Source organism: Vibrio penaeicida, assembly GCF_019977755.1.
Classification (GTDB): Bacteria; Pseudomonadota; Gammaproteobacteria; order Enterobacterales; family Vibrionaceae; genus Vibrio; species Vibrio penaeicida.
On the sequence record NZ_AP025144.1, the window covers coordinates 3,413,614 to 3,436,832 of the forward strand.

General features: G+C 44.6%; 17 protein-coding genes and 1 other annotated feature. Of the genes, 5 read left to right on the forward strand and 12 right to left on the reverse strand.

What is annotated here, in order from left to right; translation table 11 throughout:
• Positions 1-58: 58 nt before the first annotated feature.
• The 3 genes from ung to nfo form a co-directional block, all read right to left on the reverse strand.
• Complete coding sequence (gene ung, locus LDO37_RS15370; RefSeq protein ID WP_101112375.1) at positions 59-736, reverse strand: uracil-DNA glycosylase; 678 nt, start codon at positions 734-736, stop codon at positions 59-61.
• A gap of 213 nt (positions 737-949) precedes the next feature.
• Complete coding sequence (locus tag LDO37_RS30240) at positions 950-1,081, reverse strand: hypothetical protein (protein ID WP_263422434.1); 132 nt, start codon at positions 1,079-1,081, stop codon at positions 950-952.
• Positions 1,082-1,158: 77 nt separating this feature from the next.
• Complete coding sequence (gene nfo / locus LDO37_RS15375; protein ID WP_126607975.1) at positions 1,159-2,016, reverse strand: deoxyribonuclease IV; 858 nt, start codon at positions 2,014-2,016, stop codon at positions 1,159-1,161.
• Between the two features lie 342 nt (positions 2,017-2,358).
• On the opposite strand from nfo, the gene grcA reads away from it, so the two are divergent.
• Positions 2,359-2,736 (forward strand): autonomous glycyl radical cofactor GrcA, encoded by a 378-nt coding sequence (grcA, locus tag LDO37_RS15380; protein ID WP_101112377.1) that lies wholly within the window; start codon positions 2,359-2,361, stop codon positions 2,734-2,736.
• 104 nt (positions 2,737-2,840) lie between these two features.
• On the opposite strand, the gene thrC is transcribed toward grcA, so the two are convergent.
• Genes thrC through thrA form a run of 3 tightly spaced genes read right to left on the reverse strand, consistent with a single transcriptional unit; the run spans position 2,841 to position 7,539 of the window.
• Positions 2,841-4,124 (reverse strand): threonine synthase, encoded by a 1,284-nt coding sequence (gene thrC / locus LDO37_RS15385; RefSeq protein ID WP_126608524.1) that lies wholly within the window; start codon positions 4,122-4,124, stop codon positions 2,841-2,843.
• A complete protein-coding gene (gene thrB / locus LDO37_RS15390; protein ID WP_101112379.1) occupies positions 4,121-5,077 on the reverse strand; it encodes a homoserine kinase in 957 nt (318 codons plus the stop codon). The genes thrC and thrB overlap by 4 nt, the downstream gene beginning before the upstream one ends.
• Before the next feature lie 2 nt (positions 5,078-5,079).
• Complete coding sequence (thrA, locus tag LDO37_RS15395) at positions 5,080-7,539, reverse strand: bifunctional aspartate kinase/homoserine dehydrogenase I (protein WP_126608525.1); 2,460 nt, start codon at positions 7,537-7,539, stop codon at positions 5,080-5,082.
• A 29-nt stretch (positions 7,540-7,568) separates the two neighbouring features.
• Positions 7,569-7,690 (reverse strand) — a sequence feature (Thr leader region).
• Between the two features lie 366 nt (positions 7,691-8,056).
• On the opposite strand from thrA, the gene LDO37_RS15400 reads away from it, so the two are divergent.
• A complete protein-coding gene (locus tag LDO37_RS15400; RefSeq protein ID WP_126608526.1) occupies positions 8,057-8,530 on the forward strand; it encodes a ribonuclease regulator in 474 nt (157 codons plus the stop codon).
• 26 nt (positions 8,531-8,556) lie between these two features.
• On the opposite strand, the gene LDO37_RS15405 is transcribed toward LDO37_RS15400, so the two are convergent.
• Both LDO37_RS15405 and LDO37_RS15410 read right to left on the reverse strand, forming a co-directional pair.
• A complete protein-coding gene (locus tag LDO37_RS15405) occupies positions 8,557-9,042 on the reverse strand; it encodes a putative 4-hydroxy-4-methyl-2-oxoglutarate aldolase (RefSeq protein ID WP_101112382.1) in 486 nt (161 codons plus the stop codon).
• 134 nt (positions 9,043-9,176) lie between these two features.
• Positions 9,177-9,569, reverse strand: a complete 393-nt coding sequence (locus LDO37_RS15410; protein ID WP_126608527.1) for a DUF3293 domain-containing protein — start codon at positions 9,567-9,569, stop codon at positions 9,177-9,179.
• Between the two features lie 327 nt (positions 9,570-9,896).
• Here LDO37_RS15410 and arcA point away from each other — a divergent pair, with 327 nt between their 5' ends.
• Entirely contained in the window at positions 9,897-10,613 is a 717-nt protein-coding gene (gene arcA, locus LDO37_RS15415) for a two-component system response regulator ArcA (protein ID WP_104402965.1), read from the forward strand.
• A 65-nt stretch (positions 10,614-10,678) separates the two neighbouring features.
• Here arcA and LDO37_RS15420 read toward each other — a convergent pair whose 3' ends face one another.
• From LDO37_RS15420 to LDO37_RS15435, 4 genes are all read right to left on the reverse strand, one after another.
• Positions 10,679-11,137 carry a hypothetical protein gene (locus tag LDO37_RS15420; RefSeq protein WP_126608528.1) on the reverse strand — a complete coding sequence of 153 codons (459 nt, stop codon included), beginning with the start codon at positions 11,135-11,137 and terminating at the stop codon, positions 10,679-10,681.
• A gap of 1 nt (position 11,138) precedes the next feature.
• Positions 11,139-13,496: an aerobic respiration two-component sensor histidine kinase ArcB gene (arcB, locus tag LDO37_RS15425; protein WP_126608529.1), complete on the reverse strand. Its 2,358-nt coding sequence runs from the start codon at positions 13,494-13,496 to the stop codon at positions 11,139-11,141.
• Positions 13,497-13,604: 108 nt separating this feature from the next.
• Positions 13,605-15,338 carry a sensor domain-containing diguanylate cyclase gene (locus LDO37_RS15430; protein ID WP_126608530.1) on the reverse strand — a complete coding sequence of 578 codons (1,734 nt, stop codon included), beginning with the start codon at positions 15,336-15,338 and terminating at the stop codon, positions 13,605-13,607.
• Positions 15,339-15,404: 66 nt separating this feature from the next.
• Positions 15,405-16,352, reverse strand: coding sequence for a TIGR01212 family radical SAM protein (locus LDO37_RS15435; RefSeq protein WP_126608531.1), 948 nt, complete (start codon positions 16,350-16,352; stop codon positions 15,405-15,407).
• Positions 16,353-16,933: 581 nt separating this feature from the next.
• Here LDO37_RS15435 and gltB point away from each other — a divergent pair.
• Positions 16,934-21,475 carry a glutamate synthase large subunit gene (gltB, locus tag LDO37_RS15440; protein ID WP_101112389.1) on the forward strand — a complete coding sequence of 1,514 codons (4,542 nt, stop codon included), beginning with the start codon at positions 16,934-16,936 and terminating at the stop codon, positions 21,473-21,475.
• Positions 21,475-22,944 (forward strand): glutamate synthase subunit beta, encoded by a 1,470-nt coding sequence (locus tag LDO37_RS15445; RefSeq protein WP_126608532.1) that lies wholly within the window; start codon positions 21,475-21,477, stop codon positions 22,942-22,944. Before gltB ends, LDO37_RS15445 begins: the two co-directional genes overlap by 1 nt.
• The last annotated feature ends 275 nt before the right edge of the window (positions 22,945-23,219 follow it).

The window sequence follows — 23,219 nt, forward strand, 5'->3', positions numbered from 1 at the left end:
TATCCTCAATTTGAGTTTAAGAATGAGAAAAGAAGCCTTCCTTGATATCGATTAAAAATTAATCAATTTCAGGTTGCCAATTTACAGGAGTGTGACCTTGCTTCTGCAAAATATGATTGGTTTGCGAAAAATGACCGCACCCAAAAAAACCTCGATGAGCGGAAAGCGGAGACGGATGAGGTGCCGCAAGTACATGATGTTTATTTCTATCAATCATGCGTCCTTTTTTCTGAGCATGCGCCCCCCAAAGTAAAAACACCACGCCTTCTCTATGCTGATTAACTGCTTCTATTACCTTATCAGTAAAGGTTTCCCAACCTGTTTTTGCATGGGAATGCGCTTGCCCTTGTTCGACCGTTAACACGGTATTGAGCATCAAAACGCCTTGCTGTGCCCAACTTTTCAGATACCCGTGGTCAGGAATGGTGAAATTAGGAATGTCTTGCGCCAATTCTTTATACATATTAACGAGTGAAGGCGGCGATTTGATGCCAGGTAAAACCGAGAAACACAAGCCATGAGCCTGATTGGGTCCGTGATAAGGATCTTGGCCAAGCAAAACCACTCTCACATCATGAAACTCAGTGAACCTAAACGCATTAAAAACATCGCTTTCCGGTGGGTAGATGACTTTTCCATTAGCACGCTCTTGCCGAACAAATTCCATTGTCTCTGAAAAATAGGCGTTTTTTTTCTCTTCACCAATAACGTCGTGCCAAGTTAGCGACTCGCTCATAATACCCTCACATTCATTCCAATAGAGATTCCCAAACTAGGGGGATTGATCTTAAGAAAGGATACCGAGTTCGTTTTTGGGTAGCTAGGGCCTGTTAGCCTTTCGAGATGTTTTTTACGAAGATGTGTGGAATGGGAGAACAAAAAAGAACCCAAGCCTTGGTTCGGCTTGGGTTTTAGTCACTCCAAACACACTGGTTGGGAGCGTATTACCTTATCGCTTGGCAGGTCTGCTTTGCTGTGGCGTTCTCCAATGCCCAGTACCTCTATGGTATCGGTTAGGCAAAGGTAACGGCTTTGGCGCAGAGCTGTTTGTCGTAGAACCGACAGGTGCTTGACTATTCATAAGTCACTCCTCACATAAGAGTACAAATTCTGTTTTCTCATCTCAGTATTTCTTATGAAAGATCAGTGCCAACTTATCTATTTTTCCTGTGAGTTTTGGTAGTACATGCGGAGTGCTTGTATCTCATCTTTCCATATCTCCGGCTCTATGGTCTCTAGAATCAAAGGGATACCATCAAATCGTGTATCTTGTGCAATGTATTGAAAACAATCCCAGCCAATTTCTCCCTTACCCAATGAATGGTGTCTATCGACACGGCTAGCAAATTCCACTTTGGAGTCATTAAGATGCATCGCACGTAAATAGTGCATTCCCACAATGTTTTCGAACGCGTTAAAAGTCTGCTCACAAGCTTCAAACGTTCTAAGGTCATAACCTGCTGTAAAAGCGTGACAAGTATCGATGCATACACCGACACGAGATTTATCTTCGACTTGGCTAATGATCTCGGCAAGATGTTCAAATCGCCACCCTAGGTTTGTTCCTTGCCCTGCTGTGTTCTCTATCACCGCAATTACATTGGGAACGGCCTGATGAGCGATATTGATCGATTCTGCTATTAGAGATAAACACTCCTGCTCGGATATCTTCTTTAGGTGGCTCCCCGGATGAAAATTCAACAACTTCAATCCCAGTTGTTCGCAACGTACCATTTCATCAATAAAGGCCGCCCTAGATTTCTCTAACTTCTCTTGTTCGGGTGCACCAAGATTAATCAGGTACGAATCGTGAGGAAGAATGGTGTCAGCACTGAACCCATGTACTTCACACTGTTTTTTAAAGGCAGTAATGGTGTCTTCTTCCAAAGGCTTCGCTACCCATTGCCTTTGGTTTTTTGTAAAAAGAGCAAAAGCATTTGCTCCGATTTCTTTCGCTCTCAGAGGGGCTTTATCGACCCCACCAGCAGCAGAAACATGTGCGCCAATGTATTTCATATGCTCTCTTGTAATTGTGACTGAAAGTCTTTCACCAATGCTACCCAACCATTGACCTCGAGTCACTATTGATGAATATTACGCTTCATTTTGTAGTAAAATTACAACAAATACAGATATAAAATATTTTTGATAAATTAAAATAAATTGTAAATACTTTGTTTTATAAAGATTAATTGATTTAACTCAATAAATTTACTGGTCAATTTTCAATAAGTTTCGTTGTTTTTTGACATAAATCAATATTATTTTAAAGGTTATTGGTTATATAATAGCTAGCTCGACAAAAAATCGAAATTTACATCAAAATTCATCACCACGTACGTGGACTAGGAGACAGGAATGATCCAAGGTATACAAATTACTAAAGCGGCAAACGACGATCTACTTAACTCAATCTGGCTATTGGATAACGATAAAAATGAAGCGCGTTGTGTAGCAGCTAACGCAGGCTACGAAGCTGATCAAGTTATTCCTGCATCTGACCTAGGTGAATTCGAAAGCCGTGAAGTGGCGATTGAAACCGCACCACGCATCGAAGGTGGTCAACACCTAAACGTGAACGTTCTTAAGCGTGAAACGTTAGAAGATGCGGTAAACAACCCAGAGAACTACCCTCAGCTAACAATTCGTGTTTCTGGCTACGCGGTACGTTTTAACTCTCTGACTCAAGAACAGCAACGCGACGTTATTGCTCGTACGTTTACAGAGTCTCTATAAGAAAAGCTGATTGAATAACCTTTCGGGGTTTATTAGATACAAAAACAGCGCTCATTGAGCGCTGTTTTTTTATAGGTTACAAGCTATGGAAACTTCGCTGCTTGTTATTTTTGAACTCGACGAAGTACTTCTTTTAATGCGTCAAAATCGTTATCCAACTCTTCCGACAACAACTCCATCGCAGCGTGCTTCGCAAGTGGTGCTGGGACATCGATATCCGCACCTAGAACGTCATCGACCACTTCCTTGAATTTAGCTGGGTGAGCAGTACACAAGAAAAGCCCTGTTTCGCCTTCTTGAAGTTGCTCATCTAGAACGCGATACGCTATCGCGCCGTGCGGCTCGCATAAGTAGCCCTTATCATTCAGCTCTCGAACTGAATCAGCACTTTGCTCGTCTGTCACTGCACCTTTGCCCAACGTATCCAAACCCCAGCCTTTTAACTGGCAAAGCTCTTCAATACGTGGCCAGTTGTTTGGCTGACTGACATCCATGGCATTTGATGTGGTTGCGACTGTTGGTTTTGGATCCCACTTCCCTGTATATAGGTAGCGAGGTACCGTATCATTTGCATTTGTTGCTGCAATGAAGCGCTTAATAGGCAAACCAATTGCTTTCGCTAATAAACCTGCTGTTAAGTTACCAAAGTTGCCACTTGGTACTGAAATAACAAGGTTCTCACGCTCTGCTTTGCTCATTTGAGCTGCTGCTTCAAAGTAGTAGCAGATTTGCGCCATCAAACGGCTGATGTTAATGGAGTTCGCAGAGTTTAGACCAATCTCTTCTCGTAACGCAGAATCATCAAATGCGTTTTTCACTAGTGACTGACACGCGTCAAAATCGGCGTTGATCGCCACTGTGTGGATATTTTTACCCAATGTACAGAACAGCTTTTCTTGCATAGGGCTGATCTTACCTTTCGGGTAAAGAATCACAACATTGATGTTTTCCATACCATAGAAAGCATGCGCTACAGCGGCACCCGTATCACCAGATGTCGCGGTGAGGATGGTAATTTTGCCACCATCTGATACCGCAGCCAGTGATTGCGCCATAAAGCGACCACCGAAATCTTTAAACGCAAGAGTCGGTCCGTGGAAAAGCTCCAGCGCATAAACGCCATCTTTTACTTGCTTGATTGGCGCAGGGAATTGGAACGCAGCATCAACCAGTTGGTTTACTTGCTCCGCTGATAATTCTTCACCAATAAAAGCAGAAAGAATTTTGCTACTGCGTGTGACGAAATCTTCATCAAGCAGCGCATCGATATCTTCAAACTTGGGCAGTTCTGAAGGAAAAAATAAGCCTTGGTTACGGCCTAATCCTTGGCGCACGGCTTGGCCAAAGGATACTTGTTCGTCATTTTCTTTGATGTTGTAAAGCTTCATAGCTCACTTCCTGTTACGGTTGATCCCTGCTTGTCTAAACGGCAAACATGAACAAACCCTTCCTCATTTTGTACGTAATTCTGTTCTAACCAACGCGCTACGCGCTCGGCGACATCTTTTTCTTTGCAAATACTGAACAGCGTCGGACCGCTACCAGAAATACCTGTAGCTAGGGCACCCGCGGTTGCAGCGTATTTACGAGCATCGGCGAAGCCAGGTAGCAGTCTCTCACGATATGGTTCTGCGATCACGTCTTTGATCATCTTAGCTGCAAGCTCTGGTTGACCTGAATGACATGCATGTATAAAGCCCCCAAGGTGACGACCATGTGCAATGATGTCCTGACGTCGATATTGAGAAGGCAGAATCTCACGCGCTTCAGCCGTAGAAACTTTAATCCCAGGATAAGCCATAACCCAATACCATTCATCGAAGCACGGTACTTCTTGTGAAATGATACCCAGCTCTTCTAGCATCAGTTGCAGCCCGCCAAGGTAACAAGGCGCAACGTTGTCATAATGAATGCCACCAGAAATTTGACCTTCCATTTCTCCCATCAACGCCAGAAGTTCCATTTTGTTGAGTGGGTTTTGGTGGAATTGATTTAGTGCGTCCAGCGCCGCAACAATAGAACACGCACTAGAGCCAAGCCCCGACCCTATCGGCATGTTCTTCTCTAGCACCATGTGTACTGGTTTTAGCGGTACACTTTTTTTATCAAGCTCGCGTGCAAAAACACGCCAGCAATCGTAAACAATATTTTCTTTTGGGTTGGTTGGTAGCTTGCTGACAAAATCGCCCGCAGTATCAAGAGTAAACGACTCTGCGCCTTCTTTTACCAATACACGGTCACCTAATAGCGTGCCATCAACTGGAGAAACCGCAGCACCAAGCACATCAAAGCCAACACTCACATTGCCTATAGAGGCAGGAGCATAAACCACTACACTCATTCTTATACTCCTAATTTCCAGCCTAACGTACGCATAACATCAGCAAATACACCTGCTGCCGTAACCTCTGTACCTGCACCATAACCACGAAGCACTAACGGAATCGGTTGATAGTAGCGGCTGTAGAATGCCAAGGCATTTTCACCGTCTTTAATCTTGAACATCGGATCGTTTTCATCCACAGCAGCAATGCTCACTTTACAGTTTCCATCCAAAATTTCGCCGACATAACGAAGCACTTTGCCTTCTTCTGCAGCATTCTTAGAAAGTTCACTGAAGTGTGCATCAGCTTCTGGCAGCCTTTCCATAAACTCTTCCACGCTGCCGCTATCATCGAAACCTGGAGGTAATGCCGCTTCAACTACAACATCATCCAACTCCAGTTCAAAACCCGCTTCACGTGCCAATATAAGAAGTTTTCGAGCCACATCCATACCAGACAAATCATCGCGCGGATCCGGTTCGGTGAATCCATTATCTTTTGCAATGTTAGTCGCTTGGCTCAGCGTCATGCCTTCATCCAACTTGCCAAAGATATAAGACAAAGAACCGGAAAGGATGCCGTTAAATTTCTCTAATTCATCGCCAGCTGAAATCAAGTTTTGTAAGTTTTCAATAACCGGAAGCCCAGCCCCTACCGTTGTTTCGTACATAAGCTTACGGCGAGAAGAGCGAGCAACATCGCGTAATTGATGGTAGTAAGCCATGCTTGCTGTGTTCGCTTTTTTGTTTGGTGTTACCACGTGGAATCCAGCGGCAAGAAAATCCGCGTATTGATTCGCAATATCTTCACTCGATGTGCAGTCAACCAGCACAGGGTTGATGATGTGGTTACGCTGAACTAATGCAATTAGGCGAGCAAGGCTCAATTCTTCTGTCGCGTGTGTCATGCGATCACGCCAGTGCTCCAAAGGTAAACCTTTACTGTCTAGAAGTAAGCCCTTGCTGTTTGCTAATCCGCAAACTCGAATAACGATGCCTTTGTCTGCCAGTTTGGCTTGTTGACGCTCTATCTGATCGACCAGCTCACCACCTACACCGCCGACACCAACCACAAATACATCAAGGAAGTGTTTCGAATTGAACAGGTTTTCATGACACGCTTTGATAGCTTCAGATACTTTGTCTTCAGGAATCACAGCGGAAATCGCGCGTTCAGAAGACCCCTGAGCAATCGCAACAACGTTTACATTTACTTCCGTCAGAGACGCAAAGAAACGAGATGCAACACCACGAGATGTACGCATGCCATCACCCACAAGCGTTACGATGGCGACATCATTGATGAACTCAACAGGCTCTAACAAGCCATCTTTTAGTTCAAGTTCGAATGCGTCACTCAGTACTTGCTCTGCGTTGGCTTTATCGGCTTGTTCAATACAGAAACTGATGCTGTATTCAGATGAAGACTGCGTAATCAAAACAATGGAAATACCGGCTGATGACATCGCTCCGAACACTCGGCTTGCCATACCAACCATGCCCTTCATACCAGGGCCAGATACGTTCACCATAGTCAGTTTACTAAGGGTCGTGATACCTTTGATTGCAAGGTTGTCTTCACCTGTGTCTTGCCCTATGAGCGTACCCGCGCCTTGCGGGTTAAAGCTGTTTTTGATCAGACAAGGAATGTGGAATTGAGCGATTGGCGCAATAGTCTTTGGATGCAGAACGGAAGCACCAAAGTATGAAAGCTCCATCGCTTCTTGATAACTAAGAGATTTAAGTAAACGAGCATCATCAACCAAGCGAGGGTCGCAGTTGTATACCCCATCAACATCAGTCCAAATTTCGCAACACTCAGCACGCAAGCAAGCAGCTAACACAGCAGCGGAATAATCGGAGCCGTTACGCCCAAGCGTCACTAACTCACCTTTATCATTACCAGCAGTAAAACCAGGCATGATGTAGACATGATCTTTTGGAAGAGGATTGTTTCGGAAATTTTGTGTAGACGCTTCCACATCGACCATCGCTTCTAGATGGTCACCCTTAGCGACGAGGTATTCGACAGGATCGATGAGAAAAGATGGGTGCCCTTTGGCTTCCAATACCGCTTTCATTAGCTGAATTGAAATTCGTTCACCTTTACTGATGATACGAGCATTCACGTTGTTCGGACACATGCCCAAAAGGTTGATTCCGTGAACAAACTGCTTCAACTGACTTAAAGAGGTTTTTAATTGGTTAGAAAAACCTGCGCTGGCGAGATCGGGCACGTGTTTTTTAACGTCATCGAACAAAGCTTGCAGAGATGACTCCAGCTCTGCGATTTGCAAATCTGCCTCACCGTTGCGCAATGCCCCTTCAATAACAGACACCAATTTGTTGGTTGTCTTCCCTGGCGCTGAAAGTACTACAGCGACTTGCTCTTGCTTTGCGTTGTTTGCAATGATGTCCGCCGCTCTTAAAAAGCGATCTGCGTCTGCTAGCGACGATCCACCAAATTTTAAAACTCGCATCCCTTCCTCCGGTATATTTTAAACCTGCATAAAAAAAGGCCTGTATCTCGTGGGATACAGGCCTTTTTTTGAAATTTCTTTCGCTTACCAGCCCGCCCCAACAATTCGAATGTCGGTAATAATAATGGTGGTAGTCACTATTGAGCGGTGATTAAGCATGAATATATTTTATCTTATTGTGTACGTGTGTTTGCTTACATTTACGTTTACCGATTTTCTGTATCAGAGTCAATGAAAAGATTATTTTTTTTGCTTTTTACTCGACTCAGTGAAAGATGAGACTTAGAACATTGCGCGACAAAGATATTAATAATCAACTTATTATTTGAGCCAACCCTGAATCCTCGCTCAGTTATAATAAAAATTGTGCATATATAAGCGAATCATCATTCTTTGACAAAATACTGTGTATAGGTGAGTATGATCCCAGAGTATGATCAATCCCGAAAAAAAGATCGTTGTAGCTTTACAGATACGCTATATTCACTAAGTAGATTATTCAGCAAGGAGGCAAAATATGAAGAAACTATTTCTCGTTATGAGCCTGCTCGCTATTCCTGCAACTTCTTTTGCTGAAAGCCTACCGCTATTAAACCCAGATAAGCCATCTTCACACAGCTGGTTTATATCGAGTCAATCCCAACCAAACACCCAGTTTGATAGTTGGCAAATAGACAGTGGCTATTCCTACAATCTATTTGATTCTGTTGACTTGTATGTTGGTGCAAGTATCACGAATTCAGAATCACCTCGTTATAACGGTTTCTTAAGTGGAGTGAACTACACGTTTAATGAATCTTTTTCAGTAAACAGTAGCCTCAGAGCTTCAAAATCCTACGAAGACAACAGCAGCAACCCACAAGAAAAGCTGATTTCGGCTGAACTGTCTAGTCGATTAAAATTATCTGAAAATTTAGATATCCACGCGACCTTAGATTATGAAGAGCTTCAAAAAGGTGGTGTTGAAGTTGGCTTAGGCTTCCGCTTCTAAATCCAACTCCAACCGTTCTGAGCCTGTTAGCTCACTTTCAACTCTTCTTTAGAAATGACGATCCCGTTCCAATCGGAATACAGGTAATCCCCAGGTTGAATCATTTGTCCTTGAATCGTTAGACCTACTTGAGTTTCACCTATGTCTCTTTTCTCTGTTTTGAAAGGGCAGGAAGTTAACGCTTTCACGCCTAAGTCTATTTCGGATAACGCTCCAACATCTCGAACCGCCCCCCAAATCACGACTCCCTCCCACTGATTGTTTAGAGCGGTTAATGCAACCTGGTCACCCATTAAAGCTCGCTCACTTGAACCATTGCCATCGACAACCAATACTTTTCCTTTTCCATTCTCTTTTAGCATTTCTTTCACTTTGGAATTATCGTGAAAGCAACGCACAGTGACTATCTCCCCCCAAAACGCAGCTCTTTGCCCAAAGTTTTGTAAAGGTAAGTCGAGTAAGGTTAATTGGTCTTCATACTGATCACATAGATCAGGCAGTAAGTCTTTCATGAATCCTCCTTGAAATATTCCTGCTTATTTAACTATAAACTGTGGTTCCCCTTATGCCACCTGAAGCATTAAAATCCATAGGTAGATAAAGTTCGCCACAAGCTACTTATCCATTTCCCTAAGGTATACAACCGCTAAAGCATCGGTTTTACCTTGCTTTCAAATTTACCTATCTTTTCTATCTCTCCGGTAACAAATGCTAAATACAGCTCACCGGATTCCACGTAATAGATGGCATTTTGGTCAAACGCTTTTGCTAAATCCAAGCCATTTTGTAGTGATATTTCTACAGCATAGCTGGCTTCGCTCCACTCCAAATTGATGTCGCCAGCCAACAAACGTAACGTTTTATTGAGTTGTAACAGCGACTCTAACTGTGAATTTCTTCGCAGATTTTCCTCATCACTCAGTATTATACTTCTTGGATTACAAGCAGTTATTACGCAAAAACTGGAAAAACCGATTGTTTGGTCTATGTAAAAGAATGTTTCTACATAGGCTTGTTTGAGAGTGCTATCAATCTGCATAAAAATTTCAACTTTTTATATACATTTACTATCTATTCTTGTTAGTTTTCTTCTATTGATATAAATCAACAAAGTGAATGGAATTGGAATTTGGGCGTTGTTAGCAAGCTGTTAACAATATAAAATCCAGTTCAGCAAATGGCAGAAAGCAAGCATGACATAGGATTTAGTCTTACAAAATCAGACTTCCAAGGACGGCGTACCGTGTGAAGGTGGTGTTTTTTTGCGTAGTATCGTTTATTATCAAGAACACTTTACCTGTATGTTATTTTTCTGCCTAGAATTTATTCTATTAGCACAGTTTTAGTTACAATTTAGGTACCGCCAATGCAAACCCCGCAGATTCTCATCGTTGAAGATGAGCAAGTAACCCGCAATACGCTGAAAAGCATTTTCGAAGCAGAGGGATATGCTGTCTACGAAGCAAGTGATGGTGAAGAAATGCATCGTGTACTTGCTGATAACCAAGTTAACTTGGTTATCATGGATATCAACCTACCAGGTAAAAATGGTCTGTTGCTGGCGCGCGAACTCCGCGAGCAAGCAAATGTAGCACTCATGTTCCTGACTGGTCGTGATAACGAAGTAGACAAAATCCTAGGTCTAGAAATTGGTGCGGATGACTACATCACCAAGCCGTTCAACCCTCGTGAATTAACTATTCGTGCTCGTAATCTTCTTAATCGTTCTATGACGAATGGCGTTGTTCAAGAAGAAAAACGCAGCGTTGAAAAGTATGAATTTAATGGTTGGGAATTGGACATCAACAGCCGCTCTCTTGTTAGCCCTTCTGGTGACAGCTATAAGCTTCCTCGTTCTGAATTCCGAGCATTGCTTCACTTCTGTGAAAACCCAGGCAAGATTCAAACACGTGCCGACCTTCTGAAGAAGATGACTGGACGCGAACTTAAGCCACACGATCGTACAGTGGATGTCACCATTCGCCGTATTCGTAAGCATTTTGAATCGGTTGCAGACACACCGGAAATCATCGCCACCATCCACGGTGAAGGTTACCGCTTTTGTGGTGATTTAGACGAGTAAGCCAACGTGCTCATAGTAAAAAGCCGATGAATCCATCGGCTTTTTTTGTATGCACGTTCTATCTTTTAGTAAACGCTGTCCACTTTCACTTTTTCTTGCGTCAACCAGTAAGTGTTTTCTACATCAACCAGCTGCAATCCAACATCCACATCCTCAATTTCACTCAATGGCATATCCGTGCTAAATGCGACTTCCCAACGGTTGCCACTATGGTTGCGTACGTCAATGCTCTCCAACGCGACCCATTGCACTAAATCGCCCTGCTTTATGATCAGAGCACTCGCATCCAAATCTGCAGGTAAATCTTCACGCCCTTCTAGATAAAGAGATCCGTGAAGCAATAAACCTTGTTCACCATCAATACCCGGCATTTTGTTTAACCATAGATTCACCGTCATTCGCACGGTTGCGCCAGCAATGGTCTCTTGCGCAGTACTTTTTTCCCAAGGCACTTGATTAGCATCTCTATCTTGTTGTGCACACCCAGCCACAGCCAATACTGCCATTAAGGCAAGCTTTTTCATTTTATTTTCCTTTTTCGTTTTCTAACCACGCTTTAAGAATATCGATATCGGGTTGATAACCATTGCGAATCTCTTCGACCCAATCGTGTATATTTTCCCACCATGCTGCCAGCTCTGGTGATTGCGCTTTTTGTGCCACACTTTGAATGTGTTTTAAGCCAATGGAGCCCGCTGCTCCTTTGATTTTATGTGCTTCAGATACAATGCCAGCCTGATCCTTCGCCGTCATATTGGAATCCAATACATCCATGTAGCTCGGCATCATATCTTCAAACAATTTAATGCTGTCAAATACTGGACCTGTCCCCACTATTCCAACGTAGGATTCTAGCATTTCCAGATCTAAGATTTGATTCGTTATCTGTGTTTCAGCAGGGGTACTAACTTCTTGTTCTTCTTTACATTCATTTTCAACATTACTGGAAGAAAAATCAGAAAGTGATAGCGCTTTTTTGATACCTTTCACTGATAACGGCTTGCTGATCACTTCATCCATTCCGTTCTGGAAGTACTCATCTTTATCCTTCAACACGTTGGCAGTAAGAGCAACGAGTGGAGGAAGGTGTTCATAGTGATCTCTGAAGTATGCAGCTACATCAAACCCAGTCATGTCCGGTAATTGAATATCCAACAAAACCAAATCAAAGTCGCTGGGCTTAAATAAGGCGATCGCTTCTTCACCCGTCATTGCGACTTCTACGCTGTGCCCAAGGCTTTCAAGTAATGAACGTGCAACGGTAACATTCAGCTCGATATCTTCGACCATGAAGATTCGTAAATGGCGATCGGAACTTGGTGCAACAACTGACTCTTGAGGGTCTATCTCGACTAGCGGTGCTTTTAACGTAACGGTAAAGGTGCTTCCAAACCCTTCTTCACTTGATGCAACAATATCGCCTCCCATCATGTTAATTAGTTGATGAGAAACCGCTAAACCAATGCCTGTTCCAACGGCGTGTAAGTTGTCTTTGCCCGATTTCACTTGATAATACATCGCAAAGATTTTCTCTAGTTCCGCTTCAGGAATACCTATGCCGGTATCTTCGATTTCGATAACAATCTCAGCCTGATCGGTGAATATTTCTGCACTCACACTCATCACCACGCCGCCTTCTTTCGTGAATTTCATGGCGTTGCTGATTAAGTTCCACAGTACTTGGCGAAGGCGAGTGGCATCCACATCGATGCCCGACGGTAAATCCGTTAGCCTTTCTAAATCGAAACGGAGCCCTTTCTGTTCTGCCATCAAGCTCGACAGGCTTTCAATTTCTAAAACGAACTCGGTAAAGTCCAAAGGTTTGGGGAACAGCTCCAATTTGCGGCGATCAAACTTATCCATATCAATGATGTCATTGAATATGTTGCCCAAGCTGACCGCAGACACGTTGATGGTTTGCATGTATTGGCGCTGCTCTTGAGATAGCTTGGTATCCAGTAACATTCGACTTAAACCAACAATACCGTTCAACGGGGTACGCAGTTCATGGCTTATTGTCGAAATAAACGTGGTTTTGTCCTGACTCGCTTTTTCTAACGCATCTTGGTATTTTTTCCGCTCAGTGATATCACGACCAAACCCAACCAAACCGAGGTGCTTGCCCTCTTTGCTGTAAAACGGCACCTTTCGCAATTCAAAATACGCTTTTTTGCCATCGGGGTATTCCAACCACTGCTCGTAAGTGAGTGAGTTGTTGTGCGAAAAAACTTGCTCGTCAGTTTCCACAACTTGCTGCGCGACTTCCTTGCTGTATACGTCCCATGGCGTCAAGCCCACCAGATCGTGTTCGCGCTTGCCTGTTAAGTCTTCCATTGCGCGGTTACAGCCAGAGAACTCCCCTTTGGCGTTGCGGTAATAAATCAAGTCGGGAGACGCATCAATAAAGGAACGAAGTAACGCCGTTCTTTCCGCCAATTCCACTTGCGCTTTTTCCCTTTGGAATACTTCGTTTTCCATATCAGTGAGCAATTGCTCACGCGCGACTTCGACTTTTTGTCTTTCTTCTATTTCTAGGTTGAGTTGCAATATGTTTTCTTGCAGCTGTTGATTCAGTTCCTGATCGCGCGATCGCATATCTTTCAGTTTGGATACCAACTTGGAAAGGCGCTGACGTGACTCTTCCAGTTGATCCACAACCACAGAAAGGAAGTAGACCGCCCATGGTGTAATCACCAAGCCAAAGAAAACCGAGCGAACAATATCGATATTGTCGACAGTACCTTGCAAGGCAAGCGTAATTCCTACCTGAACAAATACTGCGAGAGCAACTAAGGCTAATGCCAAAAGAATGGAGAAACGCACAATCCCTAATTTGACCAACAAGTCGACATAGTATTGCGCCAAGTTTTTCATCGGCTTCATGAAAGCTCCGTATAAAATGAGAATGGCAGTGTGACGGAAGTCCGTATTGTAACGGTAGCCAAAAAAAGATTCTTATTGATGCTTCACATCCACGTTAAAACAATGAATTCAAACAAATTGAGACTGATTTCGTCCCTTCTGTTTGGCTTTGTATAACGCTTGGTCTGCCATAGCCACCAGTTGGCTAGGCACTTCTGATATCGCCGGAATGTATGACACAATACCGATGCTTAGAGTAATGCGATCAGCGACACCGGAGTGTTCATGAACAATATTCAATTCATGAACGTATTGATGGATGTTTTCTGCAACCCGCTTCGCCCCTTCCGATGTAGTATCAGGCAAAATAAAGGCAAACTCTTCTCCACCATATCGCGCAACACAATCAGAAGATCGAGAGAGGACCTTCTCAAAAGTGGACGCTAGGGCAATAAGAGCAGAATCCCCTTTTTGGTGACCATAGTTGTCGTTGTAGTCTTTAAAATGGTCTACGTCGCACAGCATGACGGTCAAGGGCTTGTGCTGACGAACGTGCAAACGCCATAGCAACTCTAGCTGCTCATCGAAGCGTCGGCGATTCGCAACTTTTGTTAAGCCATCAATGAAGCTCAGTTTCTCCAGCTCTCGATTTGCTTTTTCGAGTTGCTCTTCCACGATGAATCGTTCAGAAACATCTCGCGCCATGACCAAAACACCGTTTGTACCTGATGCAGGGTTCCGATAGGGTGCTTTTACTACGTCGTACCAAGTAACATCACCATTACTGTGTTCGATACGATCGATATAGCGTAGTGATGTGCCTTCCTGCATTACTCTGTCGTCGCTGTCTTTGTAGCGCATGTAAGCTTTGCGAGAAACAACCTCTTCCACTCGCTTGCCAATCAAATCATTAGGTGTTGCGACCCCAAGAGCTTCAACATAAGGCTGATTACAGGCTTCATAAATTCGATTTTGGTTGAATAAACCAATCGGATCGGGGCTAGCTTCTAATATTGATTGCAATATCGTGTCACGCTGTGCGAGGGCAATTTCAGTGTCTTTACTGCGCTCCATTTCATCGCGCAATATTTGCTGGCTGTTATGCCAGTCAGTCACATCAAGACTAATACCGATACTGCCTATCACATCGCCATTTTCATCGGTTAGCATTTTAATGTGAGTCTCTAACAAGCAAGCATGACCATCTGAAGACGTAGTCCAGCGCTGCTGACCGTGCTTTTGCTGGCTCAGCTGTTTCGCACTTTTAGTGCCTTCACTTGACCTTCCTTTCCAAAAAAGATCGAACGCTCTATTGCTCCCGATCAGCTCCCCATTTTTATCTGTATAAAAAACTGGCTGCGAAATGGAGTCCAAGACCCGCTTTGAAATCAGCAAATCTCGCTGCTTTTCATCAAGCTCACTTTCTGTCGATTGATAAGGTGTTAAGTACAAAATCCAAGCTTTCTTCCCTAAGTAAGCTGTTTTTCGTCCCGATAAGGTGGTGTTTACTTCATGATGCTGTGAAACAGAAAATCGATAGGATAGATTCTTGCGCTGGTCATCAAACGCGTCATTCAATAGATGGAGCAAATCGGTTGAAGAAACCGAATTAGGGAAAAGGTATTGCTCCCCTACTCGCCTAATGGCCAAAAGTTGAAGAGCTTCTGTATTCGCATCAAGTAGCTTGCCACTATGAGCATCGATGGCAATCATGGCCGTTGGGGTACTTTGAATCAGCTCGTTGAGTTGTCTTTGAAAATACAACTTCGCACCAATTGCCAGGCTGGATCCCACCAATATCGCAAAAATATCGATACCAAACCCGTGGGTGTTATCCCAAAGCCAGTGAACAAATTCTTCCATCGTGATCGTCGCTCTTGATTGCCCGTCCAGATTGTACACAAATAGGGGAATGAGCGCTTAAATGAATTATTCAACTAACCGTTTGGGATCAACAAATTCATAAGGTTGGTTAAGTAAACTTCCTTGTGCACCTAGATTATCCAGATTGTGCCCAATTTCAGTCATCGCCAGCCAGCGCTGTTCACACCACATCGGAGCCAGTAACGTTGGCCTTCTCGCAGTCGCTGAAACTCGGTGATAAACAACCTCAGGCGGTGTCCGGCGAATCATCTCAGACGCAATATCCACGTACCATTCAAGTTCTGGCGCTACGAGCCTTCCTGCCTGCCAACTTTTAGCCATGATGCTTCCATCTACAATATGAAGAGGGTGAAGCTTAATACCGTCTGTGCCCGCATCGACAACTTTGTCTATAGTCTCTATACAATCCGGCTTACCCTCTCCTGGCAGACCGACAATAAGATGAGTACACACTTTTATACCCAACTGTCGCGCTTTTTGGGTAATGCGCGAGTAGCACTCAAAATCATGCCCTCGGTTTATCCGTTTCAGCGTATTGTTGTTTGCTGTCTGCAACCCCAATTCCAGCCAGATCTCATACCCTTTACTCAAGTATTCAGTTAGTAATTCCAGCACAGCATCTGGCACGCAGTCCGGTCGAGTGCCAACACACAAACCCACAATATCCGCTTGTTCCAGCGCTTCTTCATACATACTGCGTAGTACTTGCACTTCAGCGTACGTACTGGTGTAGGCCTGGAAATAGGCTAAGTATTTTTTTGCTCGACTTATCTCACCCGCTCTATCTGCGAGTTGCTCTTTAATGCTCTTCACTTGAGCTTGCTCATCAGCAAACGAAGCCACATTGCAAAAAGTGCAGCCTCCTCGACCAATCGTTCCGTCTCGGTTTGGGCAGTTAAATCCACCATGCAACGTCAATTTATGAACTTTCTCACCGTACCTCCGATGTAGATCTTGCCCCAGCGTATTGACTGACTCGTGCAATTGTTTCATGGCTATTAATTAACACCTCTACAAAAGAATCTTCTTTAAGATCGAAAAACTGGTGTCATATGAACGAAAAAACACCAAACGAGAATCATTCTCATTCGTGTAATTTAATTACATATCACCGAAAATTATCACCAAATTGTAGAAGCACGAAAAAGATGAATTACGAACAAAAATCAATAAAGATGCAGAAAATACAGGATTTTTTGCAAATGTTATCGTTTTGTTAAGCTAAAACTGCATAAATCAGCTGAAAAAACACACATTCTGCGTTAAGTTTGGATGGAATTTACTATTACAAAAATGTAGGATAGTTACATAAATCACGTTTTTTTGAGCAATGTCGGCCAATAAAAGAGCGCGAATAAATCGGAAGATATCCATTCCCTCCAATATAAATGCCTACAAATCAGGCGAATCATAATGGATATCACCAAGGATTAGTTATCTTCGCTAATTATATTTCCGCGAAGAACAGAAAGGATTCAGACCATCAACATAGATGGTTTCGATTTCATAATTAAAAGGAACAGGTGCGTTTACGCGAGTAACCCGTGCCCGTAATAAACTGGAAGGAAGTATCTATGGTAGATAGAGAGCAAAAGACACAAGGTCTATACACTCCCGAATTGGAGCATGACGCTTGTGGTATCGGTTTTGTTGCTCACCTAAAAAACCGTAAATCTCATGATGTAGTGACGCAGGCGCTTGATATGCTTGCTCGCATGGAACACCGCGGCGGTCAGGGTTGTGATCCGTGTTCGGGTGACGGTGCTGGTATTTTACTGCAGAAGCCACACGAATTCCTGTTGGAAGAAACGGTTAAGCTTGGCATTAAATTGCCTTCTTTTGAAAAATACGGTGCGGGTGTTGTCCTCTTCCCTAAAGATGAGCACAAACGTGCACAATGCCGAGATATCCTTGAACGTAATGCAAAGCGCTTAGATCTTGAAGTTCTAGGCTATCGTGTTCTCCCTGTCGATAACTCCATGATTGGTGCTGATCCTCTTAGCACTGAACCTCAGTTTGAGCACGTGTTTATCACAGGCGGTCCGGGTACGACACCAGAAGAACTGGAGCGTAAACTTTATGTTCTGCGAAACTACACCGTCCGTGTCTGCCTAGAAAGCGTGTCGAACATTGGGGATGATTTCTACATCAACTCCATGTCGTACAAAACCATTGTCTACAAAGGACAGCTAACCACAGAACAAGTACCTCAGTACTTCTTGGATCTGCAAAACCCTACAATGGTTACTGCGCTGGCATTGGTTCACTCTCGCTTCTCTACCAATACATTCCCAAGATGGCGCTTAGCTCAGCCTTTCCGTTACATTGCACACAACGGTGAAATCAACACTGTTCGCGGCAACCTTAACTGGATGAAAGCGCGTGAAGCCATTTTGGAATCTGACCTGTTTACTCAGGCTGAAATCGACATGCTGCTGCCTATCTGTCAGGAAGGTAGCTCAGATTCATCTAACTTTGATATGGCGCTTGAGCTCCTAGTCCTTTCTGGTCGTAGCTTGCCTCATGCTCTTATGATGATGATCCCTGAAGCTTGGCAAGAAAACAAAAATATGGACCCAACGCGCCGTGCGTTTTACCAGTACCATGCCAATATCATGGAACCTTGGGATGGTCCGGCTTCTGTTTGTTTCACCGACGGTGTTCAAGTAGGGGCAACACTTGACCGTAACGGTTTACGTCCATCACGCTACACAGTAACCAAAGACGACTTCCTTGTCATGGCATCAGAATCTGGTGTGGTTGAAATCGAGCCAGAGAACGTCGAATTCCGTGGTCGCTTACAGCCTGGTCGTATCTTCGTTGCCGATCTAGAACAAGGTCGCATCATTTCTGATGAAGAAGTGAAAGATGGCATTGCCAATGCACAGCCTTATGAGCAGTGGGTGGAAGACAACCTTCTAAGCCTGAAAGGGCTACCAGAAGCGGGGAACAAACACCACCAGCCAAGTTCAGAGCGCTTGATGCATCATCAGCAAGCTTTTGGTGTGAGCTCGGAAGAAGTCAACGAAATCATCGTACCAATGGCAAAAGATGGTAAAGAGCCGTTGAGTGCTATGGGTGCCGACTGGCCGCTGGCTGTGCTGTCACATCAATCTCAGCACTTATCTAACTACTTTAAGCAGCTTTTTGCTCAGGTTACAAACCCACCAATCGATCCAATCCGTGAGCGTATGGTGATGTCTTTGAATACCTACCTAGGTAAAGACCAAAACCTGCTAGCCGAAACCCCTGAACACTGTCAGAAAGTAGAGCTGGAATCCCCTGTTCTTTCGAATGCCGAGCTAGAAAAACTGCGTGCTATCGACAACGAGCACTTACAAGCTAAAACACTCGACATCGTATTCCGAGCAAGCGAAGAAGAAGGCAAGCTTGAGCGAGCATTGAAGCGTATTTGCCAATACGCAGAAGATGCCGTGATTGATGGCTACTCCATCATCCTGCTGACTGACCGTGCCGTTAACTCTAACCACGCCGCTATCCCTGCCATGCTGGCTGTTGGCGCTGTTCACCACCACTTGATCCGTAAAGGATTACGTGCGAAGTGTGACATCGTTGTAGAAACAGGTGATGCGCGCGAAACGCACCACTTTGCAACGCTATGTGGCTACGGTGCAAATGCCGTAAACCCATACTTGGTAACAGAAACCATTATCGATCTTCAGAAGAAGCGTAAGCTCGATCCTGAAACGCCATCGGATGTTCTATTCGAAAACTACCGTAAGGGCGTCAATGGTGGCTTGCTCAAGATCTTCTCTAAGATGGGTATCTCAACATTGCAGTCGTACCACGGCGCACAGATCTTCGAAGCGCTGGGTATTAGCAAATCTGTCGTAGAAAAATACTTCACAGGTACGGTAACACGTATCGAAGGTTTAACCATTGATGACATTGCCAAAGAAGTATTGGTTCGTCACCGCGTCGGTTACCCAACACGTGAAATCCCAGTACAAGTACTGGATGTAGGTGGGGTTTATCAGTGGAAACAGCGTGGTGAAAAGCACCTGTTCAACCCTGAAACTATCTCTTTGCTTCAGCAATCGACGCGAAACAAAGATTTTGGTCAGTTCAAGCAATACGCGAAAGCGGTCGATGACCAAGGTGATGATGCTGCAACACTGCGTAGCCAGTTGGACTTCATTAAGAACCCAGCAGGATCGATTCCTCTTGAAGAAGTAGAGCCTATCGAAAGTATCCTAAAACGCTTTGCGACAGGTGCGATGTCTTTCGGTTCTATCTCATACGAAGCGCACTCCACACTAGCCGTTGCGATGAACCGCATTGGTGCGAAATCGAACTCCGGTGAAGGTGGTGAAGACCCTGCGCGTTTCGAGCGTAAGAAAAATGGCGACTGGGAACGCTCTGCTATCAAGCAGGTGGCATCGGGTCGTTTCGGTGTAACGTCATACTACTTAACTAACGCTGACGAAATCCAAATCAAGATGGCGCAGGGTGCGAAACCTGGTGAAGGTGGACAACTGCCTGGCGACAAAGTCGATGATTGGATTGGTGCTACTCGCCACTCAACTCCAGGAGTTGGTCTGATTTCACCACCACCACACCACGATATCTACTCTATCGAAGATTTGGCACAGCTCATTTACGATCTGAAAAACGCCAACCGAAAAGGTCGTGTGAACGTGAAGCTGGTTTCTGAAGCTGGCGTGGGCACGATTGCCTCGGGTGTTGCTAAAGCCAAAGCTGATGTCGTTCTCATTGCCGGATTCGATGGTGGTACAGGTGCTTCACCAATGTCTTCAATCCGTCACACGGGATTACCGTGGGAATTGGGCTTGGCAGAAACGCACCAGACCCTTCTTAAGAATGGTTTGCGTAATCGCATCGTGGTTCAGTCTGATGGTCAGATGAAAACCCCTCGTGATTTGGCCATGGCGACACTTCTCGGTGCAGAAGAATGGGGCGTGGCAACAGCCGCTCTTGTCGTTGAAGGTTGTATCATGATGCGTAAGTGTCATAAGAACACTTGCCCAGTTGGTATCGCAACACAAAACAAAACGCTACGTGAGCGATTCGATGGTCGCGTAGAAGATGTCGTGACTTTCTTCCAATACATGGCAGAAGGCTTACGTGAAATTATGGCTGAACTTGGTTTCCGCTCTATCGCTGAAATGGTTGGTCAGTCTCACAAGTTGAAAGTGCGTGAAAACATCGCTCACTGGAAGTACAAAAACCTAGACCTTTCACCTGTCTTGCACATCGAGCAAGCGCGTGAAGAAGACGGCGTTTACAACCAGAAAGAGCAGAACCACAACTTGGAAGAAGTACTGGATCGCCAGCTGATTCAACTGGCACAGCCAGCTCTAGAATTCGGTGAACCCGTCAGTGCAACACTGCCTATCATCAACACCGACCGCAGTGCAGGTACCATGCTTTCCAACGAAATATCCAAAGTCTACAAAGACCAAGGATTACCTCAACCAATGAACGTTAAGTTCCACGGTAGTGCTGGTCAGTCGTTTGGCGCATTCCTTGCGAAAGGTGTGAAATTCGAAGTGGAAGGTGATGCGAACGATTACTGGGGTAAAGGCTTATCTGGCGGTACTTTGGTGCTATATCCAGACGCCAAATCCAGCATTGTCGCGGAAGACAACATCGTTGTAGGTAACGTATGTTTCTACGGTGCAACCTCCGGTGAATCCTACATTCGTGGTCTAGCTGGCGAGCGTTTCTGTGTTCGTAACTCTGGTGCCAAGGTAGTTGTTGAAGGTGTAGGTGACCACGGTTGTGAATACATGACAGGTGGTACAGCCGTTATTCTTGGCTCTACAGGTCGTAACTTCGCGGCAGGCATGAGCGGCGGTGTCGCTTACGTTTGGGATACAGCAGGTGATTTCGAAACCAAGCTGAATGCTGAGCTGGTCGATTTAGACCCTATTGAACAAGAAGATAAAGACCTGCTACTCGACATGCTGACCAAGCACGTTGAATTCACAGGAAGTGAAGTTGCTCAGTCTTTCCTTGATAACTTTGAAGCAAGCTTAACCACTATGGTGAAAGTTATGCCGCGTGATTACAAAGCGGTACTTCAAAAGCGTAAAGCGGAAGCAGAACAGAAAGAAGAAGTGGAGGCAGTATAATGGGTAAGCCTACTGGATTTTTAGAGCATGGTCGTGAGCTTCCAAGAAAGCTTGACCCTAGCGTTCGGATTGAAAACAACAAAGAATTTGTGCTGAACGAAGAGTTCGGCACCAAAATCAATACTCAAGCTTCTCGCTGTATGGATTGTGGTGTGCCGTTTTGTCATAACGGCTGCCCTATCGGCAACATCATTCCTGAATTTAATGATGCGGTCTTTCGCGACAGCTGGGAAGAGGCGTGGAACATTCTAAGTTCCACCAATAACTTCCCAGAATTTACCGGTCGCGTATGCCCTGCTCCTTGTGAGAGTTCGTGTGTATTGGGTATTAACCAAGATCCAATCACCATCTGTAACATCGAGAAAACCATCGTTGAAACGGCGTATCGCGAAGGTTATGCCAAACCGAAAACACCGCGTTCACGCACAGGTAAAACTGTCGCTATCATCGGCAGTGGTCCTGCTGGTCTATCTGCTGCAGAACAACTTAATAGTGCGGGTCACTTAGTTACGGTTTTCGAACGTGATGAAAAAGTGGGTGGCTTACTGCGCTTTGGTATCCCTGACTTCAAACTCAGCATGTCTGTTATTGATCGTAAAATCGATTTAATGGAGAAAGCGGGAATCAAGTTTGTTGTAAACGCGCACATCGGTGTCGACATCAACGCAGTGCAACTTCGTCAAGACTTTGATGTGGTTCTGCTAACGGGTGGTTCTACGGTACCACGCGATTTGCCAGTACCGGGTCGTGAACTGAACGGCGTGCACTTTGCAATGGAGTTCTTAGGTCAGAACAACCGTCGTGCAAACGAAATGGATCTTAAAACCAAAGAAATTCACGCCAAAGGCAAAAATGTTGTCGTGATTGGTGGTGGTGACACAGGCTCTGACTGTGTGGGTACTTCTAACCGCCACAAAGCGGCGAGCATCACTCAGGTTGAAATCATGCCGATTCCACCAGAGAAACGACCTGCTAACATGCCATGGCCTCAATACCCAATGATCATGCGCACCTCTACTTCGCACGAAGAAGGGTGTGACCGCCACTGGAATATTCTGACCAAAGAATTTGTCGGTAACGATGAAGGTCAAGTAACGGGTTTACGCATTGCCGATATCGTATGGCAGGACGCCAAACCTGGTGAGCGCCCATCATTTGATGAAGTTGCTGGCAGTGAGCGCGTGATTCCATGTGACTTGGCTTTCTTGGCCATGGGTTTCTTGCACCCAGAACCAACCGGTATTCTTGCGCAATTGGATATCAAGCTTGATGAGCGCGGTAACGTTGCAACTCAAGATTTCCAAACGAATCAAAAAGGTGTATTTGCTGCAGGTGATATGCGTACTGGGCAATCACTAGTGGTTCGTTGCATCAATGAAGGGCGCGAATCTGCTCGCGCTATTGATGCACATTTAATGGGCAACACCAATTTAGAAGCAAAAGCCGATTCGCTGATGCTTTCAGTATAAAAATAGGCAAAGCAATACGTTGCTTTGCCAACTCCTTCCTGAACTTTGCCAGCAACATTTGTTGCTGGCATTTTTTTGCCTTCAATTGTGAATAAGATGTTAAAAACATCATTCTAACTCATTGTTTACATGACAAATAAACGAGGCAAATCACCAAATTTCCTTAGTTATACCGACAAATATCCAATAACTTGACGTTTTCTATCATTAGCTATAGGTTGTGAAGCTGGTGATAACAAAATGACACCGCAATGTTAAGAAAACAGAGAGTTTGG

What these genes read in the sequence shown, in the direction of transcription:
- LDO37_RS15405 (WP_101112382.1), bottom strand. Translation starts at nt 9,042, where the DNA reads ATGAAAGACTTACTGCCTGATCTATGTGATCAGTATGAAGACCAATTA.
- LDO37_RS15410 (WP_126608527.1), bottom strand. Translation starts at nt 9,569, where the DNA reads ATGCAGATTGATAGCACTCTCAAACAAGCCTATGTAGAAACATTCTTT.
- gltB (WP_101112389.1), top strand. Translation starts at nt 16,934, where the DNA reads ATGGTAGATAGAGAGCAAAAGACACAAGGTCTATACACTCCCGAATTG.
- LDO37_RS15420 (WP_126608528.1), bottom strand. Translation starts at nt 11,137, where the DNA reads ATGAAAAAGCTTGCCTTAATGGCAGTATTGGCTGTGGCTGGGTGTGCA.
- grcA (WP_101112377.1), top strand. Translation starts at nt 2,359, where the DNA reads ATGATCCAAGGTATACAAATTACTAAAGCGGCAAACGACGATCTACTT.
- arcB (WP_126608529.1), bottom strand. Translation starts at nt 13,496, where the DNA reads ATGAAGCCGATGAAAAACTTGGCGCAATACTATGTCGACTTGTTGGTC.
- LDO37_RS15430 (WP_126608530.1), bottom strand. Translation starts at nt 15,338, where the DNA reads ATGGAAGAATTTGTTCACTGGCTTTGGGATAACACCCACGGGTTTGGT.
- arcA (WP_104402965.1), top strand. Translation starts at nt 9,897, where the DNA reads ATGCAAACCCCGCAGATTCTCATCGTTGAAGATGAGCAAGTAACCCGC.
- thrC (WP_126608524.1), bottom strand. Translation starts at nt 4,124, where the DNA reads ATGAAGCTTTACAACATCAAAGAAAATGACGAACAAGTATCCTTTGGC.
- LDO37_RS15445 (WP_126608532.1), top strand. Translation starts at nt 21,475, where the DNA reads ATGGGTAAGCCTACTGGATTTTTAGAGCATGGTCGTGAGCTTCCAAGA.
- LDO37_RS15400 (WP_126608526.1), top strand. Translation starts at nt 8,057, where the DNA reads ATGAAGAAACTATTTCTCGTTATGAGCCTGCTCGCTATTCCTGCAACT.
- thrB (WP_101112379.1), bottom strand. Translation starts at nt 5,077, where the DNA reads ATGAGTGTAGTGGTTTATGCTCCTGCCTCTATAGGCAATGTGAGTGTT.
- thrA (WP_126608525.1), bottom strand. Translation starts at nt 7,539, where the DNA reads ATGCGAGTTTTAAAATTTGGTGGATCGTCGCTAGCAGACGCAGATCGC.
- nfo (WP_126607975.1), bottom strand. Translation starts at nt 2,016, where the DNA reads ATGAAATACATTGGCGCACATGTTTCTGCTGCTGGTGGGGTCGATAAA.
- LDO37_RS15435 (WP_126608531.1), bottom strand. Translation starts at nt 16,352, where the DNA reads ATGAAACAATTGCACGAGTCAGTCAATACGCTGGGGCAAGATCTACAT.
- LDO37_RS30240 (WP_263422434.1), bottom strand. Translation starts at nt 1,081, where the DNA reads ATGAATAGTCAAGCACCTGTCGGTTCTACGACAAACAGCTCTGCGCCA.
- ung (WP_101112375.1), bottom strand. Translation starts at nt 736, where the DNA reads ATGAGCGAGTCGCTAACTTGGCACGACGTTATTGGTGAAGAGAAAAAA.